At 69.2% G+C, this 26499-nt stretch carries 23 protein-coding genes; 14 read left to right on the forward strand and 9 right to left on the reverse strand.

The genetic code is table 11. The features are described 5' to 3' along the window. Nucleotides 1-22: 22 nt before the first annotated feature. Entirely contained in the window at nucleotides 23-841 is an 819-nt protein-coding gene (locus IT371_02530; protein ID MCC6746503.1) for a hypothetical protein, read from the forward strand. 33 nt (nucleotides 842-874) lie between these two features. Here the strand turns inward: IT371_02530 and IT371_02535 are convergent, their stop codons facing one another. Beyond that, a complete protein-coding gene (locus IT371_02535; protein MCC6746504.1) occupies nucleotides 875-1813 on the reverse strand; it encodes a hypothetical protein in 939 nt (312 codons plus the stop codon). Nucleotides 1814-2252: 439 nt separating this feature from the next. Between IT371_02535 and IT371_02540 the strand changes: the two genes are divergently transcribed. Further along, nucleotides 2253-3230, forward strand: a complete 978-nt coding sequence (locus tag IT371_02540) for a hypothetical protein (GenBank protein MCC6746505.1) — start codon at nucleotides 2253-2255, stop codon at nucleotides 3228-3230. A 47-nt stretch (nucleotides 3231-3277) separates the two neighbouring features. Here IT371_02540 and IT371_02545 read toward each other — a convergent pair whose 3' ends face one another. Next, nucleotides 3278-3808: a hypothetical protein gene (locus tag IT371_02545; GenBank protein ID MCC6746506.1), complete on the reverse strand. Its 531-nt coding sequence runs from the start codon at nucleotides 3806-3808 to the stop codon at nucleotides 3278-3280. 334 nt (nucleotides 3809-4142) lie between these two features. Between IT371_02545 and IT371_02550 the strand changes: the two genes are divergently transcribed. The 3 genes from IT371_02550 (at nucleotide 4143) to IT371_02560 (ending at nucleotide 7157) form a co-directional block, all read left to right on the forward strand. Further along, entirely contained in the window at nucleotides 4143-4562 is a 420-nt protein-coding gene (locus tag IT371_02550) for a Smr/MutS family protein (protein MCC6746507.1), read from the forward strand. Between the two features lie 65 nt (nucleotides 4563-4627). Further along, nucleotides 4628-5164: a hypothetical protein gene (locus IT371_02555; protein MCC6746508.1), complete on the forward strand. Its 537-nt coding sequence runs from the start codon at nucleotides 4628-4630 to the stop codon at nucleotides 5162-5164. A 139-nt stretch (nucleotides 5165-5303) separates the two neighbouring features. Next, nucleotides 5304-7157 carry a GMC family oxidoreductase gene (locus tag IT371_02560; protein MCC6746509.1) on the forward strand — a complete coding sequence of 618 codons (1854 nt, stop codon included), beginning with the start codon at nucleotides 5304-5306 and terminating at the stop codon, nucleotides 7155-7157. Between the two features lie 17 nt (nucleotides 7158-7174). Here the strand turns inward: IT371_02560 and IT371_02565 are convergent, their stop codons facing one another. From IT371_02565 to IT371_02580, 4 genes are all read right to left on the reverse strand, one after another. Further along, nucleotides 7175-8947, reverse strand: a complete 1773-nt coding sequence (locus IT371_02565; protein ID MCC6746510.1) for a HEAT repeat domain-containing protein — start codon at nucleotides 8945-8947, stop codon at nucleotides 7175-7177. Further along, nucleotides 8947-9531: a hypothetical protein gene (locus IT371_02570; GenBank protein MCC6746511.1), complete on the reverse strand. Its 585-nt coding sequence runs from the start codon at nucleotides 9529-9531 to the stop codon at nucleotides 8947-8949. The genes IT371_02565 and IT371_02570 overlap by 1 nt, the downstream gene beginning before the upstream one ends. An 88-nt stretch (nucleotides 9532-9619) precedes the next feature. Then, nucleotides 9620-11689, reverse strand: coding sequence for a (Fe-S)-binding protein (locus IT371_02575; GenBank protein MCC6746512.1), 2070 nt, complete (start codon nucleotides 11687-11689; stop codon nucleotides 9620-9622). Nucleotides 11690-11807: 118 nt separating this feature from the next. Next, on the reverse strand, nucleotides 11808-11981 hold the full coding sequence (locus tag IT371_02580) for a Trm112 family protein (protein MCC6746513.1): 174 nt from the start codon (nucleotides 11979-11981) through the stop codon (nucleotides 11808-11810). A 128-nt stretch (nucleotides 11982-12109) separates the two neighbouring features. Between IT371_02580 and IT371_02585 the strand changes: the two genes are divergently transcribed. The 7 genes from IT371_02585 (at nucleotide 12110) to IT371_02615 (ending at nucleotide 19375) form a co-directional block, all read left to right on the forward strand. After that, complete coding sequence (locus IT371_02585; protein MCC6746514.1) at nucleotides 12110-13135, forward strand: phosphoribosylformylglycinamidine cyclo-ligase; 1026 nt, start codon at nucleotides 12110-12112, stop codon at nucleotides 13133-13135. Then, the gene (locus IT371_02590) at nucleotides 13132-13797 is read left to right on the forward strand and encodes a phosphoribosylglycinamide formyltransferase (protein ID MCC6746515.1); all 666 of its coding nucleotides are present in this window, start codon (nucleotides 13132-13134) and stop codon (nucleotides 13795-13797) included. The genes IT371_02585 and IT371_02590 overlap by 4 nt, the downstream gene beginning before the upstream one ends. A gap of 127 nt (nucleotides 13798-13924) precedes the next feature. Then, the gene (locus tag IT371_02595; protein ID MCC6746516.1) at nucleotides 13925-15721 is read left to right on the forward strand and encodes a 30S ribosomal protein S1; all 1797 of its coding nucleotides are present in this window, start codon (nucleotides 13925-13927) and stop codon (nucleotides 15719-15721) included. 78 nt (nucleotides 15722-15799) lie between these two features. Further along, nucleotides 15800-16327 carry an HIT domain-containing protein gene (locus tag IT371_02600; protein MCC6746517.1) on the forward strand — a complete coding sequence of 176 codons (528 nt, stop codon included), beginning with the start codon at nucleotides 15800-15802 and terminating at the stop codon, nucleotides 16325-16327. After that, nucleotides 16324-16791 carry a LapA family protein gene (locus IT371_02605; GenBank protein ID MCC6746518.1) on the forward strand — a complete coding sequence of 156 codons (468 nt, stop codon included), beginning with the start codon at nucleotides 16324-16326 and terminating at the stop codon, nucleotides 16789-16791. Before IT371_02600 ends, IT371_02605 begins: the two co-directional genes overlap by 4 nt. Then, nucleotides 16788-17972: a tetratricopeptide repeat protein gene (locus tag IT371_02610; GenBank protein MCC6746519.1), complete on the forward strand. Its 1185-nt coding sequence runs from the start codon at nucleotides 16788-16790 to the stop codon at nucleotides 17970-17972. The genes IT371_02605 and IT371_02610 overlap by 4 nt, the downstream gene beginning before the upstream one ends. Beyond that, nucleotides 17969-19375 carry an AI-2E family transporter gene (locus IT371_02615; protein ID MCC6746520.1) on the forward strand — a complete coding sequence of 469 codons (1407 nt, stop codon included), beginning with the start codon at nucleotides 17969-17971 and terminating at the stop codon, nucleotides 19373-19375. Before IT371_02610 ends, IT371_02615 begins: the two co-directional genes overlap by 4 nt. Here IT371_02615 and IT371_02620 read toward each other — a convergent pair. Then, nucleotides 19338-20015, reverse strand: a complete 678-nt coding sequence (locus IT371_02620) for a hypothetical protein (protein ID MCC6746521.1) — start codon at nucleotides 20013-20015, stop codon at nucleotides 19338-19340. The genes IT371_02615 and IT371_02620 overlap by 38 nt on opposite strands. Nucleotides 20016-20375: 360 nt before the next feature. Between IT371_02620 and IT371_02625 the strand changes: the two genes are divergently transcribed. Both IT371_02625 and IT371_02630 read left to right on the forward strand, forming a co-directional pair. Further along, complete coding sequence (locus tag IT371_02625; protein MCC6746522.1) at nucleotides 20376-21767, forward strand: hypothetical protein; 1392 nt, start codon at nucleotides 20376-20378, stop codon at nucleotides 21765-21767. 116 nt (nucleotides 21768-21883) lie between these two features. Further along, a complete protein-coding gene (locus IT371_02630; GenBank protein ID MCC6746523.1) occupies nucleotides 21884-22816 on the forward strand; it encodes a hypothetical protein in 933 nt (310 codons plus the stop codon). Nucleotides 22817-22846: 30 nt separating this feature from the next. On the opposite strand, the gene IT371_02635 is transcribed toward IT371_02630, so the two are convergent. Then, nucleotides 22847-24427 (reverse strand): protein kinase, encoded by a 1581-nt coding sequence (locus tag IT371_02635; protein ID MCC6746524.1) that lies wholly within the window; start codon nucleotides 24425-24427, stop codon nucleotides 22847-22849. Between the two features lie 36 nt (nucleotides 24428-24463). Beyond that, nucleotides 24464-26215, reverse strand: coding sequence for a protein kinase (locus IT371_02640; protein ID MCC6746525.1), 1752 nt, complete (start codon nucleotides 26213-26215; stop codon nucleotides 24464-24466). Between the last annotated feature and the right edge of the window lie 284 nt (nucleotides 26216-26499).

Below are 26499 nucleotides of genomic sequence, written 5' to 3' on the forward strand. Positions count from 1 at the left end.
GGGTGGGGTCGGAGGCTGGCTCATGGGATCGCGGCTTGCCGTCGAAGTCACCGAAGTCGAGGGATTCAGCCACGTACGGCTTGCCGGTATCGTCGACGAGGACAACGATCTGGCGGAGGCGGCGAAGCGCGTCCAGAGCAGCACGGTGATCGTGAACAGCGCGGACGTGGAGCGGATCAACTCGTGCGGAGTTCGCGACTGGGTAACGTGGCTCGGCGATCTCGACCGTGCAGGACGCAAGATCTATCTGATCGAGAACTCGCCCGCGATGATGTCGCAGGTGAATCTGGTCAACAACTTCATCGGGCGCGGCACGATCGTCAGCTTCTACGCACCCTATTTCTGCGGCGCCTGCGAGGCGGACAAGATGCTGCTCATCTCCGTCGAGGAGGCGTGCGCGTCGCTCCCCTTTCGTGCGCCGACCTGCCGCTGCGATCAATGCGATCACACGATGGAGTTCGACGACATCGAGAGTTCCTATTTTTCGTTCCTCTCGGCCATCGAGAAGCCGAGGGTTGAGGGAAAGGTCGCGCAGGTCATTGCCCGGTTGTCGGCGGATCAGCGGGGGGCCATCCGGCGGCGGGCGGCCTCTATCCCCGTCGGCACGCTGGCCGGCACCACCTCCACGCCGAGTCAACCGAGTTCCACCTTTCCGTCGATGCCCACGGCTCCGAGCAGCCGAGATCTTCGGGGGCTGCTGACAGACATCTCGATGCCGGCAGACGGTAGGGCTCCGGCTTCCGCCCCGCAGGGGGCGCCAGGCAAGGTGCTCTACGTGGTGATCGGCCTGCTGCTCGCGGCGATCGGCCTGCTGGCCTTCGTGCTGGTGCGGTCTCGGTAGTGAGATCCCGCACCAGGGAGCCGAGCGGCTGTATCAGAGACCGGCCGCGAGCTCGCCGTGCGGCTCGTCGTCGAGCATGGGAGTCGTGATCTCACCGGTGCCTTCGCTCATCGACAGCGGTCGCTGCGCGGTGAAAGAGAAGAGGCGGATGGTCGAGTTCGCGCTCGGCGGCTCCACGACGGTGATGAACTCCGTCACGCTCCCCGGCAGCACGTTGATGATGATCCGGGAGGCGGTGGAGGCGATCAGGTAGAGGCCGAGGCCCGCTCCGAGCTTCTTCTCCTCGATCTGCACCTGGCTGGTCGTGCACCGCTGCAGGTAGCTCGCCAGGTCGGCGCGGCGGAAGCTACCGAATCGGTCGCGAACCGAGAGGTGGATCCTCTTGTCGGCCGCGACGTACCGCAGCGACACCGGCCGAGGAGTCTTGCGACGGAGGCGCGCCCGCGGTTCGACGTCGGCGAAGAGGCGATGGCCGTTTTCCATCGGCGCCTGGTACATGGCGTTCATCAGCAGCTCTTCGGCGATCTGCACCGCCGACCGCCGCAGGGTGCTTCGGACCCGGCGCTTCTGGAGGTGCGCCTCGAGCTCTTCGATCGCCTTGCATCGCCCCGGGTAGCTCGCCAGGCGCTGGTAGTGAATGTTGGCCTGGAAGGGGAGGTACCGCTCCATCCCGAAGATGGACCCGGTGGAGAGCTTGTCGACCACGCTCAGCAGGTCCTCGGCATCCGACGGCTGGGACAGGAGGTGGTTCACGCGCTCGTCCTGGAGGTGGCGCGCCACCACGGCAACGTCGAGTCGCGGGACGATGAGGACCGCGTGGGCATCGGGGCGGAGCTGCGCGAGCAGGGGCTGAGGGCTCGGCAGCCGCGGACCCAGGTCGCAGATCAGCAACCGGTAGTTGCTGAAGGTGCGCGGCCGCTCATCCCCCACCACAACGTCTACGTCACGGCGAATCGCGGAGAGCGTTCGCACGAGTTCGCGACCTCGACTGGCCGCCGACGCGGCAACAAGGACCTTGGCACTCACCGGCTAGCTCGACTTGTTGGAGTGCCCACAGTATAGGGGCAGCGGCGCGGCGACAGCAAGCCAGGAGCGGGCCCTAGGCCGGTCGAGCCCCGTTTCGGGGTGGGGTGGTGGGAGCAGGCCGCCAGGGGCCGAGGAGAAAGTGGAAGTCTTCAGCAACTGCGGTATACTGCGGGGAATACGCCGTGGGTGGGACCGCAGCGCGCGCCCCGACGCGAAGCGAAACGAGGGGGCCATTCGGGGGACACGATGCGAGCGGAGCGACCCGCGCGCGAAGTCCGGGGTCACACTCCGGCGAGGACGTGTCCGGCAGGGCACGCCGACGGGCAGTGGAGCCTTTGGGGGCTCGACTGATTCCCGACCGGCACACCGGCAAGGATTGAATTCCGTGGATTACGGGAAAGTCGTCGTCGTCACCTCGAACCGTAGTGTCAGGCGCCACGTCACCCGCGCTCTCGTGTCCACGGGGTGCGAGGTCTTCCACTGTCCGACGAGTCGATCCGACATCGCCCGCGAGCTCAACGCCGAGCGGCAGATGTACATCGTCGACGCCGAGGGCGACGAGGACGAGATCCGCTGGCTCCTCGAGGCGCTCTACCGAGACCACCGGGATGCCATCGCGTTGCTGCTATCGCACGACATGGAGAATCATTTCATCCTGGACCTCGTGACGGAGCAGAGCCTGAACAATTTGGTGGCACGTCACGGCGGACTCTCGGCGTCGCACGATCTGATCGACGAGCACGAGCTCATCATCACCACCCACAAGCTCTTCCGACGCGACATCTTCGGCATCGAGAAATACCTCCCGACCTGGGGGGTGAAGGTCCACGAGCGGCGGATCGCAGGATCCGACGACAAGGCCGCCGCGCTGGCCGATCTGGAGGGGTTTCTCAACCAGATCGACTGCTACGGTGCCATCGTCCCGCCGATCTCTCTCGTGGCGGACGAGCTGTTGATGAACGCCATCTTCAGCGCCCCTCGGGACGGCAACGGAAAGCCGAAGTACTCGGAGGTGGACCGGCGGGACCGGATGGTTCTGGACCCGCTGGAGGCGGTGGACTTCCGCTACGCGTGCGACGGCCGTTACGTGGCGCTCTCGGTGTCCGATCCCTTCGGCAGCCTGGATCGCGACATCATCATCCGGTATCTGCGTCGGGCCTTCGTGGGGGCGCAGGCCGAGGTGGAACAGAAGAAGGCCGGAGCGGGACTCGGGCTCTACATGGTCTTCAACTCGATCACCCAGCTCACGTTCAACATCCAGGCCGGGGTGCGGACGGAGGTGATCGCCCTCTTCTACGTACGCAGTGGAGCGAGGGCGTTCCGAGCCTCCGGTCGGTCGCTCAACATCTTCCTCTTGCGATAGGACGGTCCGCGAGCGCCCGTCGTCCGGTGGACCGAGGCGCGCCGGCTCTAGGTGGCGGCCGGCGGGGTTTCGGCGGTCGGCAGGGTGGCTCCGGGAGGCGGCGTGCCCGCGGTCGCGAGCGGCTCCCACCCGTCGAAGACCGTCGCGCGCTGCTGGTACGCGATGTAGTTCAGGTACGCCGCGGCTTCCCCACGGTCGAAGTCGACCATCAGGCGCTCGGCAGCGTCGCGGATCTTCACCACAGCACCCGAGAGCAGGAAGCTCTGGTCGGTCTCGCCGTTCCGGTGCGACACGCCGAGCTGATCCAGGAATCCCACGAGCAGCGGTCGGCGGTGGTTCAGCAGCCACTGTTGGAGCAGCTCCGCCGCCGCCGTCTGGTTCTGTTGCACGACCGACTCGAGGATCCGCGCGGACCACAGCTGCCGACGGCGCTGCTGGGGTACGAAGCCGCTCGGCATCTTCACCTTCACGTTCCCCTCTTTCAGGACCGTCTTGATCTGCGGGTTCGTGAGCTCGTCGAGGATCTGGGCGAGCTTGCTGCTACCGAGGACGAATTGGCAGATGTCTGCGGGTTTCATGGCGCTCAGCATATCGAACCCCGGCGGCTTGTTCTAGTGCCTTGACCGGAGCTTTGACCGGGAGAGGGAGAGCCACGCTCGCGGCAGGCGGCCGCGAGGCTATACTGCAGGGTGGACGGGGAGCATGGCCTCGGACGAACGACGTACCAAGGGCGCCTCTGGGCCGGCGGGCGGAGACGAGCCGGGAGTCGGGGACTCGCGCTCGCCGGACGACGTCTCGGCTTTCGCTGAGGCGGTAGCGGACGTGAGACCCTTGCCCGAGAGCACGCGGGTGACGCCCGCTACGTCGCGAGCTGGGGACGTTCCTCCTCGCCGACGTGCCAGCGGTTCCCCGGTGCGGCCCACGCCGGTCGAGTTCGTCCCCGGAGGTTTCGAGGTCCGGGTGCTCGGCGAACAGGTACAAGGACTCGGGCCAGGCGTGGATCCGAAGCTCCTCCGGCGGCTCAAGGCCGGAGAGTTCGCGCGCGCGGCGCGAGTGGACCTGCACGGGCGGACCCGCGACGAAGCAGCGCGCCTCGTGGAGCAGTTCCTGCGGCAGGCGCGATCCGAGGGGGCGCGGTGCGTTTCGATCGTGCACGGGCGCGGTCTCAACTCCTCGCAGCGGGGCCCGGTCCTCAAGGAGACCGTCATGGACGCGCTCGCCCACGGGCCGGCGTCGCCCTGGGTGCTCGCCTGGTGCTCCGCCCGCCCGGAAGACGGAGGCACGGGGGCGCTCTACGTGCTCTTGCGCAAGGTGCGCCCGGACGGGACCTGAGACGGTCCCCGCTCGATCGAGGTACAATGCAGCGCATCGCTGCGAGAGGCTGCGCGAACGTGTCCGTGGGAAAGGACTCAGACCCGACCATCCGAGACGAGGGACCGCCCGCCTCCATGGCGCGGACGGCGGAGGAGGTGGCCGTCAGCGGGATGGTGGAGCCCGAGGACCTCGCGACGCGCGTCTGGGCGGGGAGACAGCCGCCGGAGCCGCCGCAGGGGGCGCCAAAGCCGCCATCGTCCGCGGGGGTGCGGCTCGCTCCGTCGGTCGAGGTGGCAGGGGCGGAGGGGGAAGCTGCGATCCGGCTCGCCGAGCAGCTCCAGCGCGAGCGAGAGGCCGATCCGACGCTCATCGTTCCTCCCCCGCCTGGGCCGAAATTGGACCACGAGTGCCGCATGTGTGGCTGGCGGACGACGGTGCCGCAGCGCCGCCGCGGCTTGAGGCGCCTCGTGCGGAGCGAGACGGGGTACCGGTGCGAGGTCTGCGGCGAGGTCTTCTGCGGCGTGCACGTGGTGCGGACCAGCGGTCCTCTCGAGTCTGTCCTCCGCGGCCAGCGAGTGGTCTGCTTGCTCTGCCTGCCGCCTCCGCGAAGAGATGCGTGAGCTCTCCGCGGTCCACCGTCGGGCCTGCGCCACGTTGCCGCGCGCGACGCCGTAGCCTACCCTTAGAGAAATGACTTCGCGACCCTGGGGCTTCTCACCCGCGCTTCGTCGTCGACTACACGCGTTGGCAGAGAGCAGCATGCCCGCAGGAGCGCGCTTCGGTGCCGCCGACCCGGGGGTCGTGGACCGCCTGCAGTCGTGGCTCGCAGGCAGCCCGGCGAGCACGCGACACGGGTACACCGCGCTGCTCCACGCGCTGGGCGCGCTGGCGCGCCTGCGTCGCGGCCGACCGTTCGAGTCGCTGCCGCAGCTCGAGCGCACTGAACTGCTCGACGGGCTGCTCGGCGGCGGCTACGCCGCGAGGAGCTTCCTGCGCGCCGTGGTGACTCCGCTCAAGGTCGCGCGGTACGACGATCCGCGGCTCTTCGCGCTGATCGACGCGACGTATCGCGCCGCGGAGGTCCGCGAGGAGGGTGTGCGTGGGCATCCGCGCCTGGTGAACGCGGCAGAGCTCGCGGCAGACGAGGAGCTCGAGGCGGACGTCGTGGTGGTCGGGAGCGGCGCGGGCGGGGCCGTCGTCGCGGCAGAGCTCGCGCAGCTGGGTCAGGCCGTCGTGGTCCTCGAGGAGGGGGGGCACTACGCGCGACACCAGTACACCGGGCGACCGGTGGAGATGCAGCGTCTCCTCTACCGAGAAGGAGGAGTGACTCCCGCTCTCGGCAGCGGCTTCATCCCGGTCCTCATGGGGCGGTGCGTGGGGGGGACGACGGCCATCAATTCGGGGACCTGCTACCGCACGCCCGAGCGCGTGCTGCACAAATGGTCGCGGGAGTACGGGCTCTCCGAGCTCACCGCCGAGCGCCTGGAACCGTATTTCGCGAAGGTCGAGCGCGTGCTCGGGGTCGCCCCGGCGGACGCGCGGTATCTCGGGGGGATGGCGGACGTCATCGCGCGGGGGTGCGATGCGCTGGGCATCGCCGAACATGGGCCGTTGCTTAGGAACGCCCCAGACTGCGACGGACAGGGGCTGTGCTGTTTCGGCTGCCCCACGGGGGCCAAGCGCAGCACCGACGTCTCGTACCTTCCAGTGGCGTTGCGCAGCGGGGCGTCGGTCTACTACAACGCACGCGTCGACGAGGTGCTCCTCGAGGGGAGTCGGGCGGTGGGTGTCGTGGCCTCCACCGCCGACGGGCGCGCACTCCGGGTGCGGGCCAAGGCGGTCGTCATCTGCGCCGGTGCGGTCATGACGCCGGCGCTGCTCCTGCGGCAAGGGCTGGCGAACCAGAGCGGCGAGCTCGGGCGCAACCTGTCGATCCACCCCGCGGCGGCGGTGCTCGGGCTCTTCCCGACGCCGGTGCGGGGGTACGCGGCGATTCCTCAGGGCTACGGGATCGAGGCCTTCCACGGAGAGGGGTTGCTCTTCGAGGGCGCCTTCGCGCCGCTCGACCTCGGCGCGGGAGCGCTGACGCAGGTGGGCCGACGCTATTCTCAGGTGATGGAGGCTTACGACCGGCTGGGGTGCTTCGGCTTTCTCGTCGAGGACACGTCCCGCGGCCGTGTGTGGGGGAGTGGACCGGGCGGCCGGCCGCTCATGACCTACCACCTTAACGACCACGATCTGGCACGCCTGCGCCGCGGCCTGGAGATCCTGTTCCGCATCTACCTCGCCGCGGGTGCGGAGGCGATCTTCCCGCCGATCCCCGGCGCCCCCGAGATCCGGGACCTCGGTGACATCGCGCGTTTCCGTCGCATGCCTCTTCGCGCCCGGGATCTGGAGCTCACGGCGTACCATCCTCTGGGCACGGCGCGCATGGGGCGAGATCCGCGCCGGTCGGTCGTCGGGCCGACCCACGAGACGCACGACGTGCGTGGCCTCTTCGTGTGTGACGGCGCGTCGGTGCCCTCGTCGATCGCCGTCAACCCGCAGATCACGATCATGGCTCTGGCGAGTCGCGCGGCGGAGTTCGTGGCCGAGAGGGCCCACCGCGGGTAGCTGCGCTGCCAGCGGTGCTACTCCGCGGCGAGATAGGATCCGGCGGCGATTCCGTACTGCGCTTCCAGCGTGAAGAGCACGAGTCCTCCCCCGTTGTCGACGCCTCCCAAGAGCGACGCCGCGACGCGTGAGCCTCGGGTGAAGTGGCGGCTGTAGCTCGCTCCGCCGAGGAGTCGGTAGCCGAGGCCGTGGTCGCCGAGCGAGAGGCCCGGCTGGCTGCTGAAGCCGCCCGTGAGGGTCGCCGACAGGATCCCGAGGGGGTCGAAGGCCGTGTTGTAGAGCAGCCAGTCGTAGGAAACCTTGGCCGAGAGGGCCAGGTCGTCCTCGCCGATCATGTTCCAGTAGAAGCGGAGCTCTGCCTGAAAGGCGCGGGTCGTCTGCCGCTGCCGGCGGAATTCGCCCGTGGCGTATAGGAAGCCGATGTCGCGGTCCTGGCCTTCCTTGACGAAGGTCCGCGCGTAGCCGTACCCCAGGCGAAACAGCATGCCGTCCGGCCGGTCGTCGAGCTGCGGGTCGTCCAGAATGCGGATCATGCGGTAGACGGTCGCGGCGTCGGGTTCTGCGTCCCGCACCATGCCGTGCTCGCGGAGCAGCTCGAGCGTGTGTCCGAGCTGCCGGAAGCTGCCGAGCTGGTTGCGCAGCTTGTACCAGGAGAGGGAGAGCGCGCTCGTCGCGGGCGCCGAGAGCGGGCCCTTCAGCAGGCCTGCGCCGAGCAGCACCCGTTCGAGGCGCTTGGCGCGCAGGCGCGAACCCACGTTGACGATGCGCCCGTAGCCCGGGCCTCCGCCGACCGACGCGTGCGCCGCGAAGGAGAAGCGTTTGTCGGGAGCGAGCGGGAGCGCTGCCAGGCCCAGCCCGTAGCCGAGGCCTGCCGCGGCCTGGACGAAGAAGAGGGGGAGGTCACGCTGGAAGGGGTAGTAGCGCACCTCGGGGTTCACGGCGAGGTCGTGTGCGAAGGACCAGGCGGTGTTCCCTGCGGGCGGTCGGGCGAGATCGAAGGCCACGGAGGCCGCGCCGTCCACGGAGTAGCCGAAGGCGCGGCGTTCCAGCTGGCGATAGTACCGCGTTCGTCCGAAGGCCCCCGCGCTGGCCTGCCCCGAGGCACCGTCCCAGCGGAGGTGTCCGCCGCCCGCCACGATGTCGAAGCGCTCCTGGCGCGCGAGAGGCTCCCTGTCGAGCGGTGAGAGATTCAGTCGCGGGAGCTCGCCGAAGCCGTGGCGCTGCGCTTCCGGTCTCCCGCACCCGCGGCAGGGGGGCGACTTCGGTGGCTCGGTCTCGGCGGGCTTCGCCTCGGGGGACTCCTCGGGGCGCTGTCCCACCTTCGGCGGGGGCTTGACGGTCGGCTTCGGGCCGGTCTTTGGCTCGGGGGGCACCGGGGTCGGTTGCTTGGCGCCCGCACCCAGTTTCTTGAGCGCTCCGGCGACCGCGTCGCGGACGTACGCGTCGAGAGCCGGGTCGTGGAGCAGGGCCTTCAACGGTTCGACAGCGCGCCGGTCTCCCATCTCGCCGAGGGCGTCGATGGCGATCTCCAGGATGACGTCGAACCGCTCCTTGGCGATGATGGCGAGCAACGTCGGTACGGCGCGCTTCTCTTTCAGCCGTCCGAGCTCGCGGGCCGCCTCGCGACGTTGTTCGCGCCAGGTATCGGCCGACATGCCGCGAGGACGGGCCTTGAGCAGCCTGAGCAGGCTTTCCTGACGCGCGTCGTCCTGGGCCCGCGCGTTCCCGCTCGAGAGGGCGAGGCCAACGACGAGCCACGTGGCGAGGAGGTGCCTGGCGCGCGCGCCCATCAGTACCCGAGCAGTCCGTTGTCGCAGACCGTGGCGGTCCACATGCTCTTGCCGTTGTTGCAGGTGTACTTGTCGAGGGCCGGACGCTTCTCGGCCGAGCCGAGCTTGGCCGCGAGCGGCAGCCCCAGACTTCCGCACGCCAGCTGGTCGATGCACCGCCCGATGGACGCGAGCTCGTCCGCTCCGTAGCGTCGGTCTCCCCCACACGGGTCGCTCCGCCCTAGGGTCAGTCGCGCGACACACCAGGCGTGGTCGAGGTAGTGGTACCGGCAGCGGGGGACGCCCTTGTCGTCGGGGAGGCAGGAGCCCACGCCGCACTGGCTATCTTCCTTGCACTCGTCGCCCGAGGGTCGCAGGAACGCCCCTCCGATGATCCCGCAGGCTTCGAGACGCCGGCAGGTGGCCTCGATCGTCGGTTGCGCCGCCGTGATCCCTGCGCGCTGTCCTGCTGCGCAGCCGAGGACGCCGGCCATGGGGGACTCGCACGGGTCCAGCACCCCCGGCGTGGGCTTTCCGTCGCTGCCGCAGGCGGTGAGCACGAGGAGCGTGGCGGGTGCGACCCTCAGCAGGCAGGCCCCGAGCATGGCCTCACTCTAGCCGTCCCGATCGCTGAAGTCAAAGGCGCTGCCGCCGAGATCTCGTACGAACGCGCAGGGTTAACCCTATGGCGGCTCACTCGGTCGCCGGGGCGTCGCCGGCGGGAGGTGCGGAGGACTTCGGGAGCGCCTCGGCGAGCAGCTGCGCGAGATCCACCACGCGGACGTCGTCGTCGCGGTTCAGCGCCTTTATGCCGTCGGAGAGCATCACGTTGCAGAAGGGACAGGCCGTGGCGATGGTCTTGGCGCCGGTCTTCACCGCCTCTTCCGTGCGGTTCACGTTCATGCGCGGGCCGTGCTCCTCCATCCACATGTGCGCCCCGCCGGCGCCGCAGCAGAAGCTCTTCTCGTGGTGGCGCGGAAGCTCCATGGCCGGCTTTCCGGTCGCCGCCGCGACCACGGCGCGGGGGTTTTCGTACTCGTTGTTCCACCGGCCGAGGTAGCACGCGTCGTGATAGGCCACGGCCTCCTGCACCTTGGGGCTAGGCTTCAGCTTCCCTTCGGCGACCAGCTTCGCCAGAAACTGAGAGTGGTGCGTCACCTCGTAGGTGCCGCCGAAGGCCGGGTACTCGTTCTTGAAGCTGTGGAAGCAGTGGGGACAGGTGGTGAGGATCTTCTTCACCTTGTAGCCCTTCAGCGTCTCCACGTTCGCCTCGGCCATCATCTGAAAGAGGAATTCGTTGCCCGCGCGGCGCGCCGCATCGCCGGTGCACCCCTCCTCGAGACCGAGCACGGCGAAATCCACGCCGGCCTCGCTGAGGAGCTGGACCCAGGCCCGGGAGATCTTCTTCGCGCTGTCGTCGAAGCTTCCGGCGCAGCCGATCCACACCAGGTACTCCGCCTCGCCCTTGTCCGCCATGACCGGCACGTCGAGCCCCTCGGCCCAGTCCATGCGCTTGTCGGACCCGATCCCCCACGGGTTCTGATTGTTCTCGATGCCACGGAACATGCGCTTGAGCTCGCCGGGGACGCGGTGCTCCTCGGCCAGCGTGATGTGGGTGCGCATCTGGAGGATCTTCATCGGGTGCTCGATGAACACCGGACAGACCGCCTCGCAGGCGCCGCAGGTGGTGCACGACCAGAGCGTCTCGTCCTTGATGCGTCCGCCCACCATCGAGGGCAGGGCCTCGAGCTCCTTCAGGACCGCCTCGTCCTGCGCGCTCGGCTTCGGCTCGTCGGGCTTCGCCTCCACCCCGGGCTTCACGGACGGCGAGAGCCTCGCCAGCAGCGCGCCGCGGGCCAGCATCTCGTGGCGGACGTCGTGGATGAGATGCATCGGGCTGAGCGGCTTGTCCGTGGCCATCGCGGGGCAGTTGTTGCTGCAGCGAGCGCAGTCCGTGCAGGCGTAGGTGTCGAGGAGCGACTTCCAGTCGAACTGGTCGAAGCGACTGACGCCCCACTGGTTCTCGTCCTCCAGGTCCAGCTTTGGCAAAACGCCACGCTGCCCGCGGTTCCGGAGCAGGATGTTCGGCAGCGATCCGAGCAGGTGGATGTGTTTGGAGTGCGGGATGTAGTTCAGGAAGAAGAGGATGATCAGCACGTGCGTCCACCACGCGACCTCGGCGACCGTGTGCCCCACCGCGGTGCTGCCGGCTCCCGCAAGGCGCGCCACGTAGGCGCTGATCGGCAGGTGCTGCACCTCGTGGCCGCCGAAGGCGTAGTGGACGAAGTGCGAGACGCAGAGCAGCCCGATGAGCCCGAGGACGAGGGCGGCGTCGAGGCTGAGGGGGATGAGCCGCGGTTTGATGATGATCCGTCGGAGGAAGCCCCAGGTCACCATGGCCAGCACCCAGAGGTTGGCCAGGTCGAGCACCGTCTTGAAGCCGTGGTCCACGCGGGTTCCGAAGAGCCACGCGAAGGAGAAGGAGGGGATCGCGCCGCTCAGGACGATCTCCACCGTGCCCACGGTGATGATGAGAAAACCCCAGAAAATAGGCAGATGATGCCAGGAGAGCCCTTCGCGCGCGACGGACCGCTGGAAGAAGAAGAAGAGGAGCACGTCCCCTACGCGCCCCCCCCAGTCGCGGAAGCCGGCGAGAGTGGGCCGCCCTCGCCGCAGGGCGCCGACCATGCGTCGTGCGGTGCGGGCGAAGAGTCCGGAGGCGATGAGAAGGAGGGCGATGAAGACGATCTGTCGTGCCGTCATGAGACGTATCCTCTGCGACCAAGCGGCGGCTGCCGCGGTGCGCTGGCGGAACGCGCCCGGGCCGGTCGGGAGGGACGACTAGTTCCGGTCCTCCGAGGCGGCCAGAGGGCCCCGCGCCCTACTTCTGCAGGGGCTGCGCTTCGCTGACCAGGAAGTTGGGAATCTCGTCCACTACGGGGTAGGTGAGCTTGCACCCGTGGCAGATGAAGGCGCTCTCGTCTTTCTTGAGCTCGAGCTCCCCTTTGCACTTCGGGCACCGCAGGATTCGGATCAGGTCTGGATCGAGGGGCATCGTGTTCTCCCGTCGCGCAGCATGCCTGACGGGAGGGGGCGCCGCAAGGGGGCGCGCGCGTTCCGATGACTTGACCTCTCGATGCGCGCGGGCTATGGTGCGACCGCGCCAGAGCGCATAATAACAAAATGAAATCAATAACATATAAGACATCTGGCGTGGACGTGGATGCGGGGAACGCGCTCGCCCGATGGATCGGCAGTCGCGCACGGGCCACGCATCGGCCGGAGCTCGTGTCCGGGATCGGCGGCTTCGCGGGACTGTTCCGCTTGCCGCGGGGACTCGAGGAGCCGCTCCTCGTGGCGAGCACCGACGGGGTGGGGACGAAGCTGAAGCTCGCGTTCGCGACGGGGCGCCACGCCACGATCGGCGTGGACCTGGTGGCCATGAACGTGAACGACCTGCTGTGCGTGGGAGCCGAGCCGCTCTTCTTCCTGGATTACTTCGCAGTCGGAACGCTCGAGCTACCGGTCGCGCAGGGGGTGCTGGAAGGGGTCCTGCGGGGGTGCGAGGAGGCCGGCTGCACGCTGCTCGGTGGCGAGACGGCGGAGCTGCCGGGATTCTACTCGGGAGGGGAGTACGACCTGGCCGGGTTCGTCGTGGGAGTCGTGGAGGCGTCGCGGGTCATCGACGGGCGGAAGGCGGCGGCGGGGGACCTCGTGGTGGGCGTGGCCTCGTCGGGGCTACACTCGAACGGGTACTCCCTGGCGCGGCGCGTCTTGGTCGGGGAGGGGGCGGACCTCGACGCGGTGGTGCCCGAGTTCGGTCGAAGCCTGGCCGACGAACTCCTCGAGCCAACGCGCATCTACGTCAAGCCCGTCCGCGCGCTGCTCGAGCAGGTGGAGCCGAGAGCGATCGCCCACATCACTGGCGGGGGGCTCGTCGAGAATCCGCCGCGCGTCATCCCCGACACGCTGGCCTTCCGGCTCTATCCGGAAAGGTGGCCCGTGCCGCGGGTGATGCGCCTCATCGGCGAGCGAGGACCCGTGGCGGAGGAGGAGCTGCGCCGCACCTTCAACATGGGTCTCGGCCTCCTGATCGTCGTGCCACCGGAGGATGCCGACCGGACGCGGGCTCTCCTCGGTGAGATCCCCTCGTGGATCGTCGGGGAGCTCGTGCCGCGCACCGGCTCGGCGGTGGAGTTCGTCGCGTGAGCCGGTTGCGCCTCGGGGTCCTGGTGTCCGGGAGCGGCACGAACCTCCAGGCCATTCTCGACGCGGTGGCCGACGGACGTCTCGACGCGGAGGTCCGCGTGGTGGTGAGCAACCGCCCCGGCGTCTACGCGCTCGAGCGGGCTCGGCGCGCGGGCGTGCCGACCGTCGTGATCTCCCATCGCGACTACGCGGACCGCGCTACCTTCGAGGGGGCGCTCATCGAGGCGCTCGCCCGAACGGGAGCCGAGTGGATCGCGCTCGCGGGCTTCATGCGGATCCTCTCGGGGCGCTTCCTCTCCGCCTTTCCGGACCGCGTCGTGAACATCCATCCCGCGCTGCTCCCCGCGTTTCCGGGGGTTCACGCCCAGCGCCAGGCTCTCGCGTACGGTTCCAAGTGGAGCGGCTGCACCGTCCACTTCGTCGACGAGGGGACCGACAGCGGACCGATCATCGCGCAGGCGGTGGTCCCCGTTCTCGACGGTGACGACGAGGAGACGCTCACCCGCCGCATCCTGGCGCAGGAGCACCGGCTTTACCCCCGGGCGCTCCAGCTCCTCGCCGAGGGGCGCGTGGAGCGGGCCGGACGTCGCGTGTTCGTCCGTGGCGCGGCCGTCCCGGCCGACGCGGCGCTGATGAACCCTCCTTGGGGGGAGTCGGTCTGAGCAGTTGACATCGGCCCCGCAGGGGCGTAGATTCCCAGCGATTTTCGGCAGGCCCTCAATAGTCAAGGACTTACCGGGGTTTAGCCGAAGAAATCGAGACGAACGAGGAAGGAGCTTCGAAGTTCAAATGGTCGAAACCACCAGCGACAGCAAGCGGGGAGTGGCCCGCCTGCCCGACGACACCGAGTCCTTTGCCGCACTGTTCGAGCAGACCATCATCGGTGATGAGTTCAATGAAGGGGACATCATCACCGGCCGCGTCATTCTCGTCGGCAAGGAACACGTAGTCGTCGACATCGGCTTCAAGTCGGAGGGACAGATCCCTCTCGACGAGTTCACCGGCACCGATGGGCAGGTCCACGTCAAGGCAGGGGATCAGGTTGAGGTGCTGCTCGAGAGCCGCGAGAACGAGGATGGTCTCATCGTTCTCAGCAAGGAGAAGGCCGACAAGCTGAAGGTGTGGGACGAGATCAGCGCGGCGTGCGAACGCGACGAGTTGATCGAGGGGACCATCACGCAGCGCGTGAAGGGCGGCCTCTCCGTCACCATCCGCGGCGGTGTGAAGGCCTTCCTCCCCGGGTCGCAGGTGGATCTGCGCCCGGTCCGGAACCTGGACTCGTTCATCAGCCAGACCTACAAGTTCAAGGTCATCAAGTTCAACAAGAAGCGCGGCAACATCGTGCTCAGCCGGCGCGTGCTCCTCGAGAAGGAGCGCGCCGAGCTGAAGACCGCCACACTCGAGAAGCTGAAGGAAGACCAGATCGTCGAGGGGGTGGTGAAGAACCTCACCGAGTACGGCGCCTTCATCGACCTCGGCGGGATCGACGGCCTGCTCCACATCACCGACATGTCCTGGGGGCGGGTCAACCATCCCTCGGAGCTCTTCCAGGTGGGGGACAAGGTTCGCGTCAAGGTGCTCAAGTACAACCCGGAGACCGAGCGCGTCTCCCTCGGGCTGAAGCAGATCTCCGAGGATCCGTGGCTCAACGCCGAGGCGCGGTATGCGGCGGGCAGCCAGGTGCGGGGCAAGGTAGTCAGCCTGAAGGACTACGGCGCGTTCGTGGAGCTCGAGCAGGGGATCGAGGGGCTCATCCACGTCTCGGAGATGAGCTGGACGCGGCGCGTGAAGCACCCGTCGAAGGTCGTGGCCGTGGGGGATACCGTCGAAGCCATCGTGCTCGACGTGGACGCGAAGAACAATCGCATCAGCCTGGGGATGAAGCAGCTCGAGCCGAACCCCTACGAGCTGCTCTCCGAGAAGTACCCGCTCGGCACCATCGTCAAGGGCCGGGTGCGCAACATCGCCGACTTCGGCATCTTCGTCGAGATCGAGGAGGGGATCGACGGTCTGGTCCACATCTCCGACCTGTCCTGGACCCAGCGGATCAAGCACCCCTCCGAGCTCTATCAGAAGGGGGACGAGGTCGAGGCGGTGGTCCTGAACATCGACATGGAGGGCGACAAGCCCAAGATCTCGCTCGGCATCAAGCAGACCATCCCCGACCCCTGGGAGCGTATCCCCGTCGAGTACCCGCCCGGCAAGGTGGTGGAGGTGAAGGTGATGAAGGTGCTCGACTTCGGCGCGTTCGTCGAGCTCGAGAAGGGGGTGGAGGGGCTGATCCACGTCTCCGAGTTCTCCGAGGAGCGCGTCGAGGATCCGCGCAAGATGGTCAACCCCGGCGACACCGTTCGCGCGGAGGTGATCACGGTCGACGAAGGCGAGCGCAAGATCGCGCTCAGCATGCGCGCCGCGGCCCGTGCCGAGGAGCTGGCGGACGTTCAGGGCTTCGCGGCCGGGGCCGAGCGCGCCACTCTGGGTGACGTGTTCAAAGGCAAGCTCGCGGACCTCGCGCTCAAGACCGCCAAGGGCGGTCGCGGCGAGAAGGGCGACCGCAAGAGCCGCCGCGACGGCGACGACGACTAAGAGCTGGCCGCAGGCGCCGCAAATGTCGCGCGCACCGCGGGGAGCCCACTATAATGGGCGCCTCGAGGAGCGAAGACCTTGAAGCGCCTATGGGCCCCCTGGCGGAAGGGCTACTTGCTCGGTGAGCCGGCCGGCCCGAAGCCCGAGGGGTGCATCTTCTGCGCTCTTCCCGCCCTGGACGAGGACCAGCATCGCGCGAACCTGCTGCTGTCGGTCGGGAGACGCGCCTTCCTGATCCTGAATCGATACCCGTACAACAGTGGCCATCTGATGGCGGTGCCGCGACTTCACGCGGCGGACCCGTCGGAGCTCTCCCCCCCCGACTACTGGGTGCTGGCCGAGGTGTTGCGCCGAGCGACTCGTTCCCTCCGCGAGACGCTCCGGCCGCAAGGTGTGAACGTGGGGATGAACCTCGGCGAGGCGGCCGGCGCAGGGATAGCGGAGCACTGCCACTATCACCTGGTCCCGCGCTGGGTCGGCGACACGAACTTCCTGCCCGTGGTAGGCGAGACGAAGGTCCTGAGCATCGGGCTCGCGGATAGCTACGACCAGCTCGTGCCCGTCATGCGGGATCTCGTTCCCACGGTGGAGGAGGAGCTCGCGTGAGCCGGCCGCTGCGTTCGCTGGTGCTGGTCGCGGCAGTGATCATGGTCGTATTCTCCGTGGGCGTTCTGGTGCTCTTCTTCAAGGAGAACGCGCAGTGGGTGGTGGTCCGAGTGCCTGCCGCGCAGGCGCGTCTCGGGGACCCCTTCTACGTGGTGGAGTACGAGTCTCCGCTCTGGGCCATCATGCTGGCCTCGCTGGGCGCGGGGTGCGGGCTGACAATGCTCGCGCTCGTTCCGTCCTGGATCCGCCGAGCGGTGGATCGCAACCGGGACCAGCGCTACATCCGCGAGCTCGAGGGTGAGCTCTCGGACCTGCGGAATCTGGCGATCACGGCTCCTGCGCCCCTCGAGGATCTCCCGGCGTCGGCGAGTGGCGCGGCGGCGTCCGTCGGCGACGAGGCCGCCTTCGAAGAGTCGTCCCTCGCGCTGGACGAGGACGAGCCCAAGGCGAGGGCCGGCCGATGAACCTCTTGCTCCTGGTCGGAGTCGGGTTCTTCTTGCTGGTCGTGGGGACGCTGCTCGGCCGCTATTACGTCCCGGACCGGCGGCCGCTGCAGCGGGCGGCGAAGGAAGGACGGACCTACGCGCGGAGCCTGGCCGAGGCGGTCGAGGGGAACACCGACGCCGCGATCGGTGAGATCACGAAGGCCCTGCAGGAGAACACGCGTACCGTCGAGGCGTACTTCGCCCTCGGCGCGCTCTTCCGTCAGCGAGGGGAGCACGAGCGGGCGGTGCGGGTGCACCAGTCGATCCTCGTGCGCCGCGACATCGACCAGCCCACGCGGCGACGGGTGCACAAGCAGCTCGCGCTGGATTTCCGGGCCGCCGGTTTTCCGCGGCGGGCGATCCAGGCGCTCGAGTGGGTGGTGGCGCACGACAAGAAGGCCGCCCCCGCCTGGCGCGAGCTCGCGGCGCTCTACGAGGAGACGGGGGAGTGGGAACGGGCGGCGCTCGCGCAGAAGCGCGTGGGGAAGCTCTCCGGGACCGACTGCGGGGCACTGGTAGCCCACCTCTGGGCGCAGCTCGCCCACGAGCACCTGGCGAAGAAGGACCTGAACGGTACGAGGCGCGCGCTTCGGCGGGCCCTGTCAGCGGATGGGACCTCGATCCACGCGCTCTTCGAGCTCGGGCAGTTTCAGCTCGAGCGCGGGAGTCCGGCGAGCGCGGCCAAGGCCTTCCGGCGGGCGTTGACGCTCAAGCCCGAGCTCATCGCGTTCCTGCAGCCGCACCTCGAGGCTGCGCACGCGCGGGCGGGGAGCGCGGACGAGCTGGGCAAGACGCTGCAGACCCTGCTCACCGCGCGGCCGGGGGACGTCCAGCTGCGGCTGGCGCAAGCGCGACTGCTCGCGGGCCAGGATGCGGCGACGGCGCTCGTGCGCCTCGAGCGGCTCGTCGAAGAACACCCGGGGCTCGTGCCTGCGCGCCGGGAGGCGGCGCGCCTCGTGCTTAAGAGCGGGACGCACCAGGAGGTGCGCCGGCACCTCGAGGAGTTGCTCGCGGTGCTCGGACGGGCCGAGCGCGGGTACCGCTGCGCGGCGTGCGGTCACGCGGCAGCCGAGATGTTCTGGCGGTGCACCTCCTGCAAGCGGTGGGGGGTGGCCGGGGTCGCGTGGGGACGCCGCGCCGGAGAGCGGGTGAGCGCGTGAGCGACGAACGACCGATCGACCAGACGGGAAAACACCCCGCGCCCGACGGGCGAGGAGACGCGAACGCCGCCGCCGCGGCCGCCGCGGCACGGCTCGGCTTCTGGGCCTGGTTCCGTGAGACGGCGCGTCTCTGGGGCTTTCTGGCCTTCGTGCTCCTCGTGCTGGTGGTCTTCCGTCAGGTGGTTCTGCCGTTCGTGCTGGCGGTGCTCGTAACCTACGTCCTCTCCCCCGTGCTGTCGTTTCTCGGGCGGTGGAAGATCGGGGGGCGAGCGTTGCCGCGCTTCGCGTGGCTCATCGTGCTCTACCTCGTGCTGCTCGGCTTGGCCGTGCTCTTTTTCACCTCCTTCGTGCCGAGGGTGAGCCAGGACCTCCGGCGGCTGGTCCGGGAGGCGCCGGCGATCTGGGAGAAAGCCAAGACCGAGTACGTGCCCCGCGTCGCGGGCTGGCTGCAGGCCAACCTGGAAGGTGACCTGCTCGGTGGGCCTGCCGTCGCGCGGCCCCCCGAGGAGCACGGGCCGTCGTCTCGCATTTCGGTCAAGCGCCTTCCAGACGGGACGGTCGAGCTCGACGTGCGGCAGATGCGCCTCGAGGTGTCGCGGCTCGAGGACGGGCGGTGGGTCGTCGGCCCAGGGGAGGTCCGGCGCCCGCCATCCCTCGGCGCCGGCCGCTTCGAGGATGCGATCAATCGATTCATCCAGGAGTCAGTGCGCGATTCGGAGTCGCGGATGAATCGGGTCCTGCGCTTCGGTCAGCGCGCCGTGGTGGGACTCCTGCACGCCATCACCACCTTCATCCTGGTGTTGATGATCAGCGCGTTCCTGCTGCTCGACACGGCACGCATCCTCGGTGGGATCCGAGGGCTGGCGCCGAAGAAGTACCACCACGACTTCGACGAGGTGCTCGCGCGAATCAACCGGGGGCTCTCGGGGGCGATACGTGGTCAGCTTCTCATCTGCGTGGTGAACGCGGTCTTGACCTGGATCGGGCTCAAGGTCTTCGGCGTGAAGTACTCCTTCCTCCTCGCCCTGCTCGCCGGGACGATGAGCCTGATCCCGATCTTCGGCTCGATCCTCTCCAGCATCCCCATCGTGGTGGTGGCGCTGGTGTCGGGCAAGGAGGGGGTGGACCTTCCGCGCGGCTTCCTGATCCTGAGCTGGATCATCGGCATTCACCTCCTCGAGGCGAACGTCCTGAACCCGAAGATCATCGGCTCTGCGGCGAAGATCCACCCGGTGATCGTGATCTTCGCGGTCGTGGCGGGCGAGCGGACCTACGGGCCGATGGGAGCGCTCCTGGCGGTACCCATCGTGTCGGCCATCCAGGCCACCTTCGTGTACATCCGGGCCAAGGTGCGGGGCGAGGAGGTCAGCGTCCCGCAGGCGCAGGCGCCTTCGAAGGAGTAGGCGCGGTGGGCTCGAGCCCGAAGGCTCCCTTCCTGACCGCGGGTGCGAGCGGCGGGAGCGCCGGCGCGATCCCCTTCAGGCTGAACGAGACGCGGGCGGCGGTCCGGCTGTCCAGAATCTCCAGGTGGGTCAGCCCCGGCACGATGGGGATGCGGACCGTAGCCTCGGCGTTCACCCCGCGCGCCATCGATCGGTTGAGATCTAGGTTCGGCAGCGTGGGTTCACCTGCCGGCGCCGTGAGGGGGAAGTTGAAGCGCACGAGGTCCCGCAGGGTCTTCTCGGCGTAGAGCCGCACCTGATAACGACCTACGAAGCGGGGAAGGTGCTCGGGCTTCGCGAGGCGGCCCTTGCGCAGCCGGACGACGCGCAGCTTCCCCTTGGCGAGCGCCACGACGGCGTCCGCGTACTCCTCGCTGACGAGCGGCGCGGGGTCCCCCGGCTGTGCGGGGAGCGGGCGCGCGGAGGGCAGGGCGCGCCCGGTGCGAGGAGGGGGGCGGGGGATCGGGGGGGCGACGCGCGGCACGGGCGGAGGGGGGCGCCCGACGGCGAGGGATTCGAGGCCGAGGAGCCACGGCAGGATTCCGAGGGCGACGGCCGACCGATAGCGTGTCGCGGACCGGAGAACGCATCGCGTGGGCATGGGGAGAGGCTAACGCCCGCGGCGCCGCCTGTCACGCCGTGCGGTTTGGCGGCGTGAGCGACGGAGCGGGGCACCGTGAGGAGTCTCTCAAGGGGAGAGAGGGCCTGACAGCGCTGTCAGGCTCTGCGAGGGCCGGCGCGGCACGGATGTGTGACATCATGGGAGATTTTGCCGCACGAGGGGATGGCGCGAGGCTTGCTGGACTGAGACCAGCTCCAATAATCTCCGGCAGTTAATCATGAACTGACCCCGTTTCCCCTTGACAGGCGCGCAAAGACTGCGTTAAGCGCGTCCACACTTTGGTTTGCACTGTAGGTGTTGGACCTGCAGAAACCCATCGCCGATGGAGGCCTTAGGAACATGAGACGGTTGGCATTGGTCTTCGCATTCGCGGGCGCAGCCACGCTGGGCGCCTGCGGCAAAAGCTCCACCACGCCGGCGGACGGCGGCTCCCAAAAGGAAGGGGGGGGCCCGACGCTCGACGGTGGCGGCGGCGAGAGCGTCATTCCGGGAGACAGCGGTCCCGGCGGTGAGGCGGGTCCCAAGGCGGACGGTGGCACAGCCACCTGCGATCCGGCTGTGATCGGGAAGAAGTGCACCGAGAAGGGCCAGGAGTGCGGCCAGAACGCGACCTGCCTCCTCCTCTCGCAGACCCAGGGCGGAATCTGTACCTGCGAGTGCAAGCCGGACAACCCGGCCACCCCGCTCGCGAACGAGGACAGCTGCCCCGACCGGCCGAAGAACGCGTGCTACGGCATCGAGCTGACGAGCGGCAAGACGATCAGCCTCTGCCTGAAGAACTGCGCTCCGCAGCTCGGCAAGAACGAGTGCCAGTCGCCCTTCGCCTGCCATCCGCGCAGCTCGTCGATCACGCGCGTCACCGACCAGGCCGTCTGCCTGCGCTTCGGCTGCACCAAGGACGACGAGTGCCCCATCACCAACGGCAAGACCTGTGACACGTCCAAGAAGGACTGCGCCACGGGTGAGACCTGCGAGCCGCTGACCGACACGGGCACGGCGGGGGTCTGCACCGAGCCCGGCAAGTGCGACACGGCGAGCGGTCTCTGCGCCCCGCACTCGAAGGGCAACGCGGCGGCGAAGATCGGCTCTCCTTGCGGTTCCGACAAGGATTGCGCCGGGAACATGCGCTGCGAGATGGAGTACGACCGGACCAAGCTCCTGAAGGCCGGGGCGGCCTGCAAGACGGCGGGCGAGTGCTGCACGGGCGGTTGCACGGGCGGCAAGTGTGACCCGGGCGTGTGCACGGTGCACGCGCGGAACGGCTACTGCAACATCTCCGGTTGCGCCTTCGGTTCCACCTTGAAGGAGGCCGCGTGCCCGGCCGATGCGGCCTGCCACACCCTCTTCTACGGCGGTATCTGCATGAAGAAGTGCGATCTCACCAAGGCGGACACCTGCCGCAAGGAGGTGCTGACGGGCGGCAAGGTCGACAAGTACGGCGACTACGAGTGCCGGGGCTGGAACGCCCTGTCGATCAACAACAAGCCGATCGTCTCCGACCCGGTCTGCGATTTCGGTCCGACGGTGACCTGCGACTTCTTCGGTCCGAAGGCGACCGTCGGCTGTGACAGCATCGGCGCGGACGACCCCGCGACGAGCGGTACGATGGAGAACCCGACCAACATGGCCTGCCGGAGCATCTACGACGGCACGAAGAAGGCCTCCGGGACCGACCCCGAGGGTTTCTGCCTCGACGACACGGCCTCGGGCACGGACAAGCGCACGCCGTAGCGCCGCGTCCTGCGGGCGGCGGGCCGAGCGCCCGTCGCCCCTTGCTTCCCTTCACCTGCCCTCGCCGCGACCCGCGGCCCTCGTTCCAGCGCGCGCCCCGTTGTACACTCGCCACCATGCGTTCCATGGCGCGCCTCGCGCTCTGCGCCTTCGCCCTGAGCGGGTGCCCCCGCGCCCCCGCGCCGGCGGACGGGGGCTTGCTCGAGGCGGGCCGGCGGGACGGCATTCTCCCTCCGGACATCCGCATCACCGAGGCGGGCTGGAGCGGCTCTCCGGGCACCCCCTGCAATCTGGACTCGGGGACGGGATGCAGCGGCCAGTCGGTCTGTCTCACGGTGGGGCTCGGGGTGGGGGTCTGCGCGCTCCCCGGGTGCACGGTGGAGGACCTGACCACGCCGCAGATCGAGGACAACTGCCCCACGGGGACGGCGTGCACGCGCGTGCTGGTCTCGCCGCCGGGGAGCCCCCCGACGACGCAAGCGTTCTGCCTGCGCACCTGCGTTCCCTCGTCCACCTCGAACCCGTGCAAGGACCTGCACCCGCGGCTGGCCTGCGACCCCGCGTCGATCCTCTACAACGGGCACCGGCCGGTCTGTCTCTTCGCCGCGTGCCAGCGGGACGGCCAGTGTGGCAATGGGAGCGACGTGAAGCCCGACTCGGTGTGCGACCCGCTCCTCGGCCTCTGCTTTCCCCGCGGCACGGAGAACGCAAAGGTGGGCGCTTCGTGTCGCGTCAGCGGGGAGTGCGGACGCGGTCAGTTTTGTCTCGGCGAGCGGCACGTGGCCACGGGTGGGCTCGAGGCCGCGGGAGGCTACTGCACCGTCATCGGCTGTCATCACGGTGCGCCGTGGGGGTGCCCAACCGGGAGCACCTGCGTGGTCCTCGGCAGCTCTCAGGCGCTGTCGATGTGCCTCGCCACGGGGTGCAATCCGCGGGCTCCGACGGAGAGCGATGGCTGTAGGGACGAGGCGCGAGGGGGGCAGTACGAATGCGTCCCGCTCGGATCCCAGGCCGTGTGCTGGGTGCGCTATTCTCCACAGCCCAACTGACGCCGTGGACGACGCCAGGGCCGCAGATCGTCAGTCCACCGGCTCGTAGAGATCGTCCTCCTTGGGGCGGGTCGCGGGGGCCTCCGGTGCGGGCAGATCGTGGTCCGATTCGGGAGGTGGCGCCGTTCGACTGCGGGGGGCGCGCATCTTGCCGCGACCCTTGCGCGGCGGGTGCTTGGCCTTTCTTGCGGGGAGCGCCTGAGCGTCCCCCGGCGTGGGCGCGTGAGCGCGCGGGGCCTCCGGGGATGGAGCCTCTCTGTCGGCGCTCGCGGCAGGCGTCGCGTCCGGCGAGGATGCGTCGCCGCGACCTGATGCCGCCGCCTCTCGCGGGGCGCCGCCGCCATCCGGTCGCGCCTTCGCACTCCGGCTGGCGGCGGGTTCTCGCTGCAAGAGCCAGATGCCGCCTCCGAGCGCACTCCCGATCGCTACCGACACGATGGCGCTCACCGCGGCCAGCCTGGCGCGCCTTCGCACGCGACGTGGAGGGCGGGGGAGCGGAGGGGCGAGCTTCGTCGCGGGGACGTCGACGGAGGGAGCTGTCACGGCGGCCGACGGCGGTACGTCGACGCCTGAACCGATCTCGGGGGCGGGAGGCTCCGGTGCGAGCGGTCCCGGAGCGGTGGGGCGCAGCGTGGTCGGAGCTCCGCAAGCGACCACGTCGCGCTCGATCGCGAGAAGGGTCGCGTGCAGCGCTTCGGCGGTCGGCCAGCGCGCCGCGGGATCCTTCTCGAGGGCGCGCAGAATCGCGGCATCCAGGGCAGGGGGCAGGTGGGGGACGATTTCGCCCGCGCGCGGCGGAGGCTCCTTGAGGTGCTGCACGACCACCTCCATGCCGGTGCCGCGGGCGAACGGCAGTCGGCCGGTGACCATGCGAAAGAGAATGACCCCGAGGGCGTACAGGTCGGCGCGATGGTCGACGCTCGCCCCCGAGGCCTGCTCCGGGGAGATGTAGTAGGGCGTGCCGAAGAGCGCGCCGCTCTGGCTTAGATGGCTGTCGCCGGCAGCACGCAGGATCTTGGCGATGCCGAAGTCCACCACCTTCACCTGTTCTAGGAGCCCGCGTCGCCGCGCGAGCAAGATGTTCGCCGGCTTGAGGTCACGGTGCACGATGCCGTGCGCGTGCGCCTCACCGAGCGCCAGGGCGATCTCGCGCCCGATGGCGAGCGCTCGCGGGAGCGGTAGCGGCTCGGCGGGGGCGCAGACCTCCTCGAGGCTGGGACCGTCCACGTACTCCATCACCATGAAGGGGACGCCCTCGGTCGTGTGCCCGACGAGAAACACGGTGATGATGTTCGGGTGGTTGAGCGCAGCTACCGCGCGGGCCTCGCGCATGAAGCGGCGGACGATCCGTTCGTCCCCGAGGAGGTCCGAGCGCAGGATCTTCACCGCCACCTGCCGTTCGGTCGTGCGCTGCCAGGCCTGATAGACGCTGCCCATCGCGCCTCGCCCGCAGAGGCGTTGCACCTCGATCTGTCCCTGGAGCGTGCGGCCGAGATACGGGTCGGAGCGTTCCAGTGGGGAGCCGTCCTCGGGGCAATACCGTGCGTCGCTCGCGTAGGCGCTTTGGCAGGTGGGGCAGACCAGCATCTGCGGGCTCGACCCTACCGCCATGGTGTGTGCGCGTCGCTCATGCGGGGGCGCGAGGCGTCAGAGGGGCAAGCGGCGACGCAGCGGAGCCGCATCGGGCGGGACGAACTCGAGGGCCGGGGTAGCTTCGGCCGCGCCGTCGAATCCGAGGGTCCACGCCTCGCCGGGGCCGCTCGGGATGCGGTACACGCGGGGACTCTTTCCCGGGTCGCCCGCCCGGCCGAGGAAGAAGTAGCGTCCGGCGTCGCCAGCGGTCCCCTTGGCGTGTTCTACGTCTAGCTCCACCCAGACCATCGACCCCGAGGAACGTCCTCCTCTTCCGCGCTGAGCGCTTCGCAAGCGGAGCCGCCACGGTCCGCCCTCGAGGCTGGTCCCCGGGACCCATACGCTGTGCCCCGCGTCGTCGGGGGCCGCCATTCCGCGGCGGAGCGCCACGCCGACGAGGAGCCCGGCTGCGGCTGCCGCCGAGAGGAGGGCCCAGCGCAGCGTTCGCGAGAGGCGAGGGGGGGCGTCCAACGCGGCGCGCTCCGTGACCGCTTGGATGGCCGCGGGTCCGGTGCGCACGCTCGGCATGCTCGGCATGCTCGGCTGCGAGACGTCCGATCCGCGGTCGAGGAGCCGCGTGGTGGCGAAGGGCAGAAGCGCCGCGTCCGTGGGCGAGGGCGGGGGTGGCGCGGCACGCGGGTGGGTCGGAGAGGCCGTGGAGGTCGCAAGGCTGGCAAGGGGGGAGGAGGGCATCGGGCGGGTGGCCGGCTCGGGGACGGCTTGCGGCACCGTAGGGGCCTGCCCGAACCCCGCGCGGAGGGCGTCGAGCGAGGGTCCCTCTGCGCTCGGCGTCGGACCGGGGGCCGCGGGGCGCGGCTCGGCCTCGCCCGTTCGTCGGGTCTCGCGTCGGGCGGGGGCGAGGGCGGTCACCAGGGCGGACAGGTCGTCGCGCGAGTACTCCGGCGCGATCGTGTGGAGGAGGCGCTCGAGGTCGCGGGCAAGCGCGTCCCCGTCGGGATACCGCGCGGCGGCGACCCGGTTCATGGCGCGCGTCAGGATCTCGTCCAGCTCGGGCGGGATCTCGGGATTCACGGTGGACGCGACGGGGATGGGCTGGCCCACCACGGCGCGCAGGATCGCCTCCGGGCCCTCTCCTTCGAACACCGGGCGGTCCGTCAGCAACTCGAACAGCACGCAGCCGGTCGCGAAGACGTCGGTTCGCGGCGTCACCCCCTCGCCCGCAGCCTGCTCCGGAGCCATGTAGCGGCACTTCCCCAGCACCAGTCCCGTGCGGGTTCGCAGAACCTTGTCCGCCGCCTTCGCGATGCCGAAGTCCGCTACCTTCACCTCGCCGGCGCGCGAGACGAGGACGTTCTGAGGGCTCACGTCGCGGTGCACGACCGGCGCGGGCTGCCCCCATTCGTCGGTGCGACGGTGGGCGGCTCCGAGACCGCGCGCGAGAGCGGCGCAGACGAAGAGGGCGGCTGGGATGGGGATCGGCTGACCGCGTCGCTGCGCGGCTTCGACGAGCGTACCGAGGTCCGGGCCATCCACGAGCTCCATGGCCAGGAAGTACTCGCCCTCCACTTTGCCGAAGTCGAAGACCTGTACGATGTTGCCGTGAGCGAGGGTGGACGCGATTCGCGCCTCATCGGCGAAGCGCGCCACGAACTCGGGGTCCTCCGACAGCGCGCGCAGGACACGCTTCAGCGCCGCTGGCTTCTGGAAGCCGGGACCACCGCGAAGGACGGCCCGATAGACGGTGGCCATCCCGCCCTGTGCAAGCTGTTCCAGGAGGAGGTAGCGGCCAAAGGGGATGGGCTGCACCCCCCCATTATTGCCGTGGGAAGTTCTGGCGCAAGCATCGCGACGTCCGGCGACGCCTCCCGTGCGGCTGTCCGTGGCGAAGGGCAGGTGCCCCGTGCGCTGGGGTCTCCAGACCCTGCCGTGTGACGCGGCGCGCTGCGTGGCCCGCGAGCGGAACGCGTGAAGGGTAGAGGAGCAATCCGCCGCTCGCCCCTTTCTGGAGCGCCCTCTCCACGCTAGATTGTGAGAGGCATGACCCTTGCTTTGCTTTGCGTCGGAGCCGATGTCTCTCCCGCGTAGACGCT

The organism is Deltaproteobacteria bacterium (genome assembly GCA_020848905.1).
GTDB lineage: Bacteria > Myxococcota_A > Polyangia.

Coding starts and splice junctions, on each gene's coding strand:
- IT371_02530 (MCC6746503.1), top strand. CDS start 23: ATGGGATCGCGGCTTGCCGTCGAAGTCACCGAAGTCGAGGGATTCAGC.
- IT371_02545 (MCC6746506.1), bottom strand. CDS start 3,808: ATGAAACCCGCAGACATCTGCCAATTCGTCCTCGGTAGCAGCAAGCTC.
- IT371_02560 (MCC6746509.1), top strand. CDS start 5,304: ATGCCCGCAGGAGCGCGCTTCGGTGCCGCCGACCCGGGGGTCGTGGAC.
- IT371_02565 (MCC6746510.1), bottom strand. CDS start 8,947: ATGGGCGCGCGCGCCAGGCACCTCCTCGCCACGTGGCTCGTCGTTGGC.
- IT371_02570 (MCC6746511.1), bottom strand. CDS start 9,531: ATGCTCGGGGCCTGCCTGCTGAGGGTCGCACCCGCCACGCTCCTCGTG.
- IT371_02575 (MCC6746512.1), bottom strand. CDS start 11,689: ATGACGGCACGACAGATCGTCTTCATCGCCCTCCTTCTCATCGCCTCC.
- IT371_02580 (MCC6746513.1), bottom strand. CDS start 11,981: ATGCCCCTCGATCCAGACCTGATCCGAATCCTGCGGTGCCCGAAGTGC.
- IT371_02585 (MCC6746514.1), top strand. CDS start 12,110: ATGAAATCAATAACATATAAGACATCTGGCGTGGACGTGGATGCGGGG.
- IT371_02595 (MCC6746516.1), top strand. CDS start 13,925: ATGGTCGAAACCACCAGCGACAGCAAGCGGGGAGTGGCCCGCCTGCCC.
- IT371_02610 (MCC6746519.1), top strand. CDS start 16,788: ATGAACCTCTTGCTCCTGGTCGGAGTCGGGTTCTTCTTGCTGGTCGTG.
- IT371_02620 (MCC6746521.1), bottom strand. CDS start 20,015: ATGCCCACGCGATGCGTTCTCCGGTCCGCGACACGCTATCGGTCGGCC.
- IT371_02625 (MCC6746522.1), top strand. CDS start 20,376: ATGAGACGGTTGGCATTGGTCTTCGCATTCGCGGGCGCAGCCACGCTG.
- IT371_02630 (MCC6746523.1), top strand. CDS start 21,884: ATGCGTTCCATGGCGCGCCTCGCGCTCTGCGCCTTCGCCCTGAGCGGG.
- IT371_02635 (MCC6746524.1), bottom strand. CDS start 24,427: ATGGCGGTAGGGTCGAGCCCGCAGATGCTGGTCTGCCCCACCTGCCAA.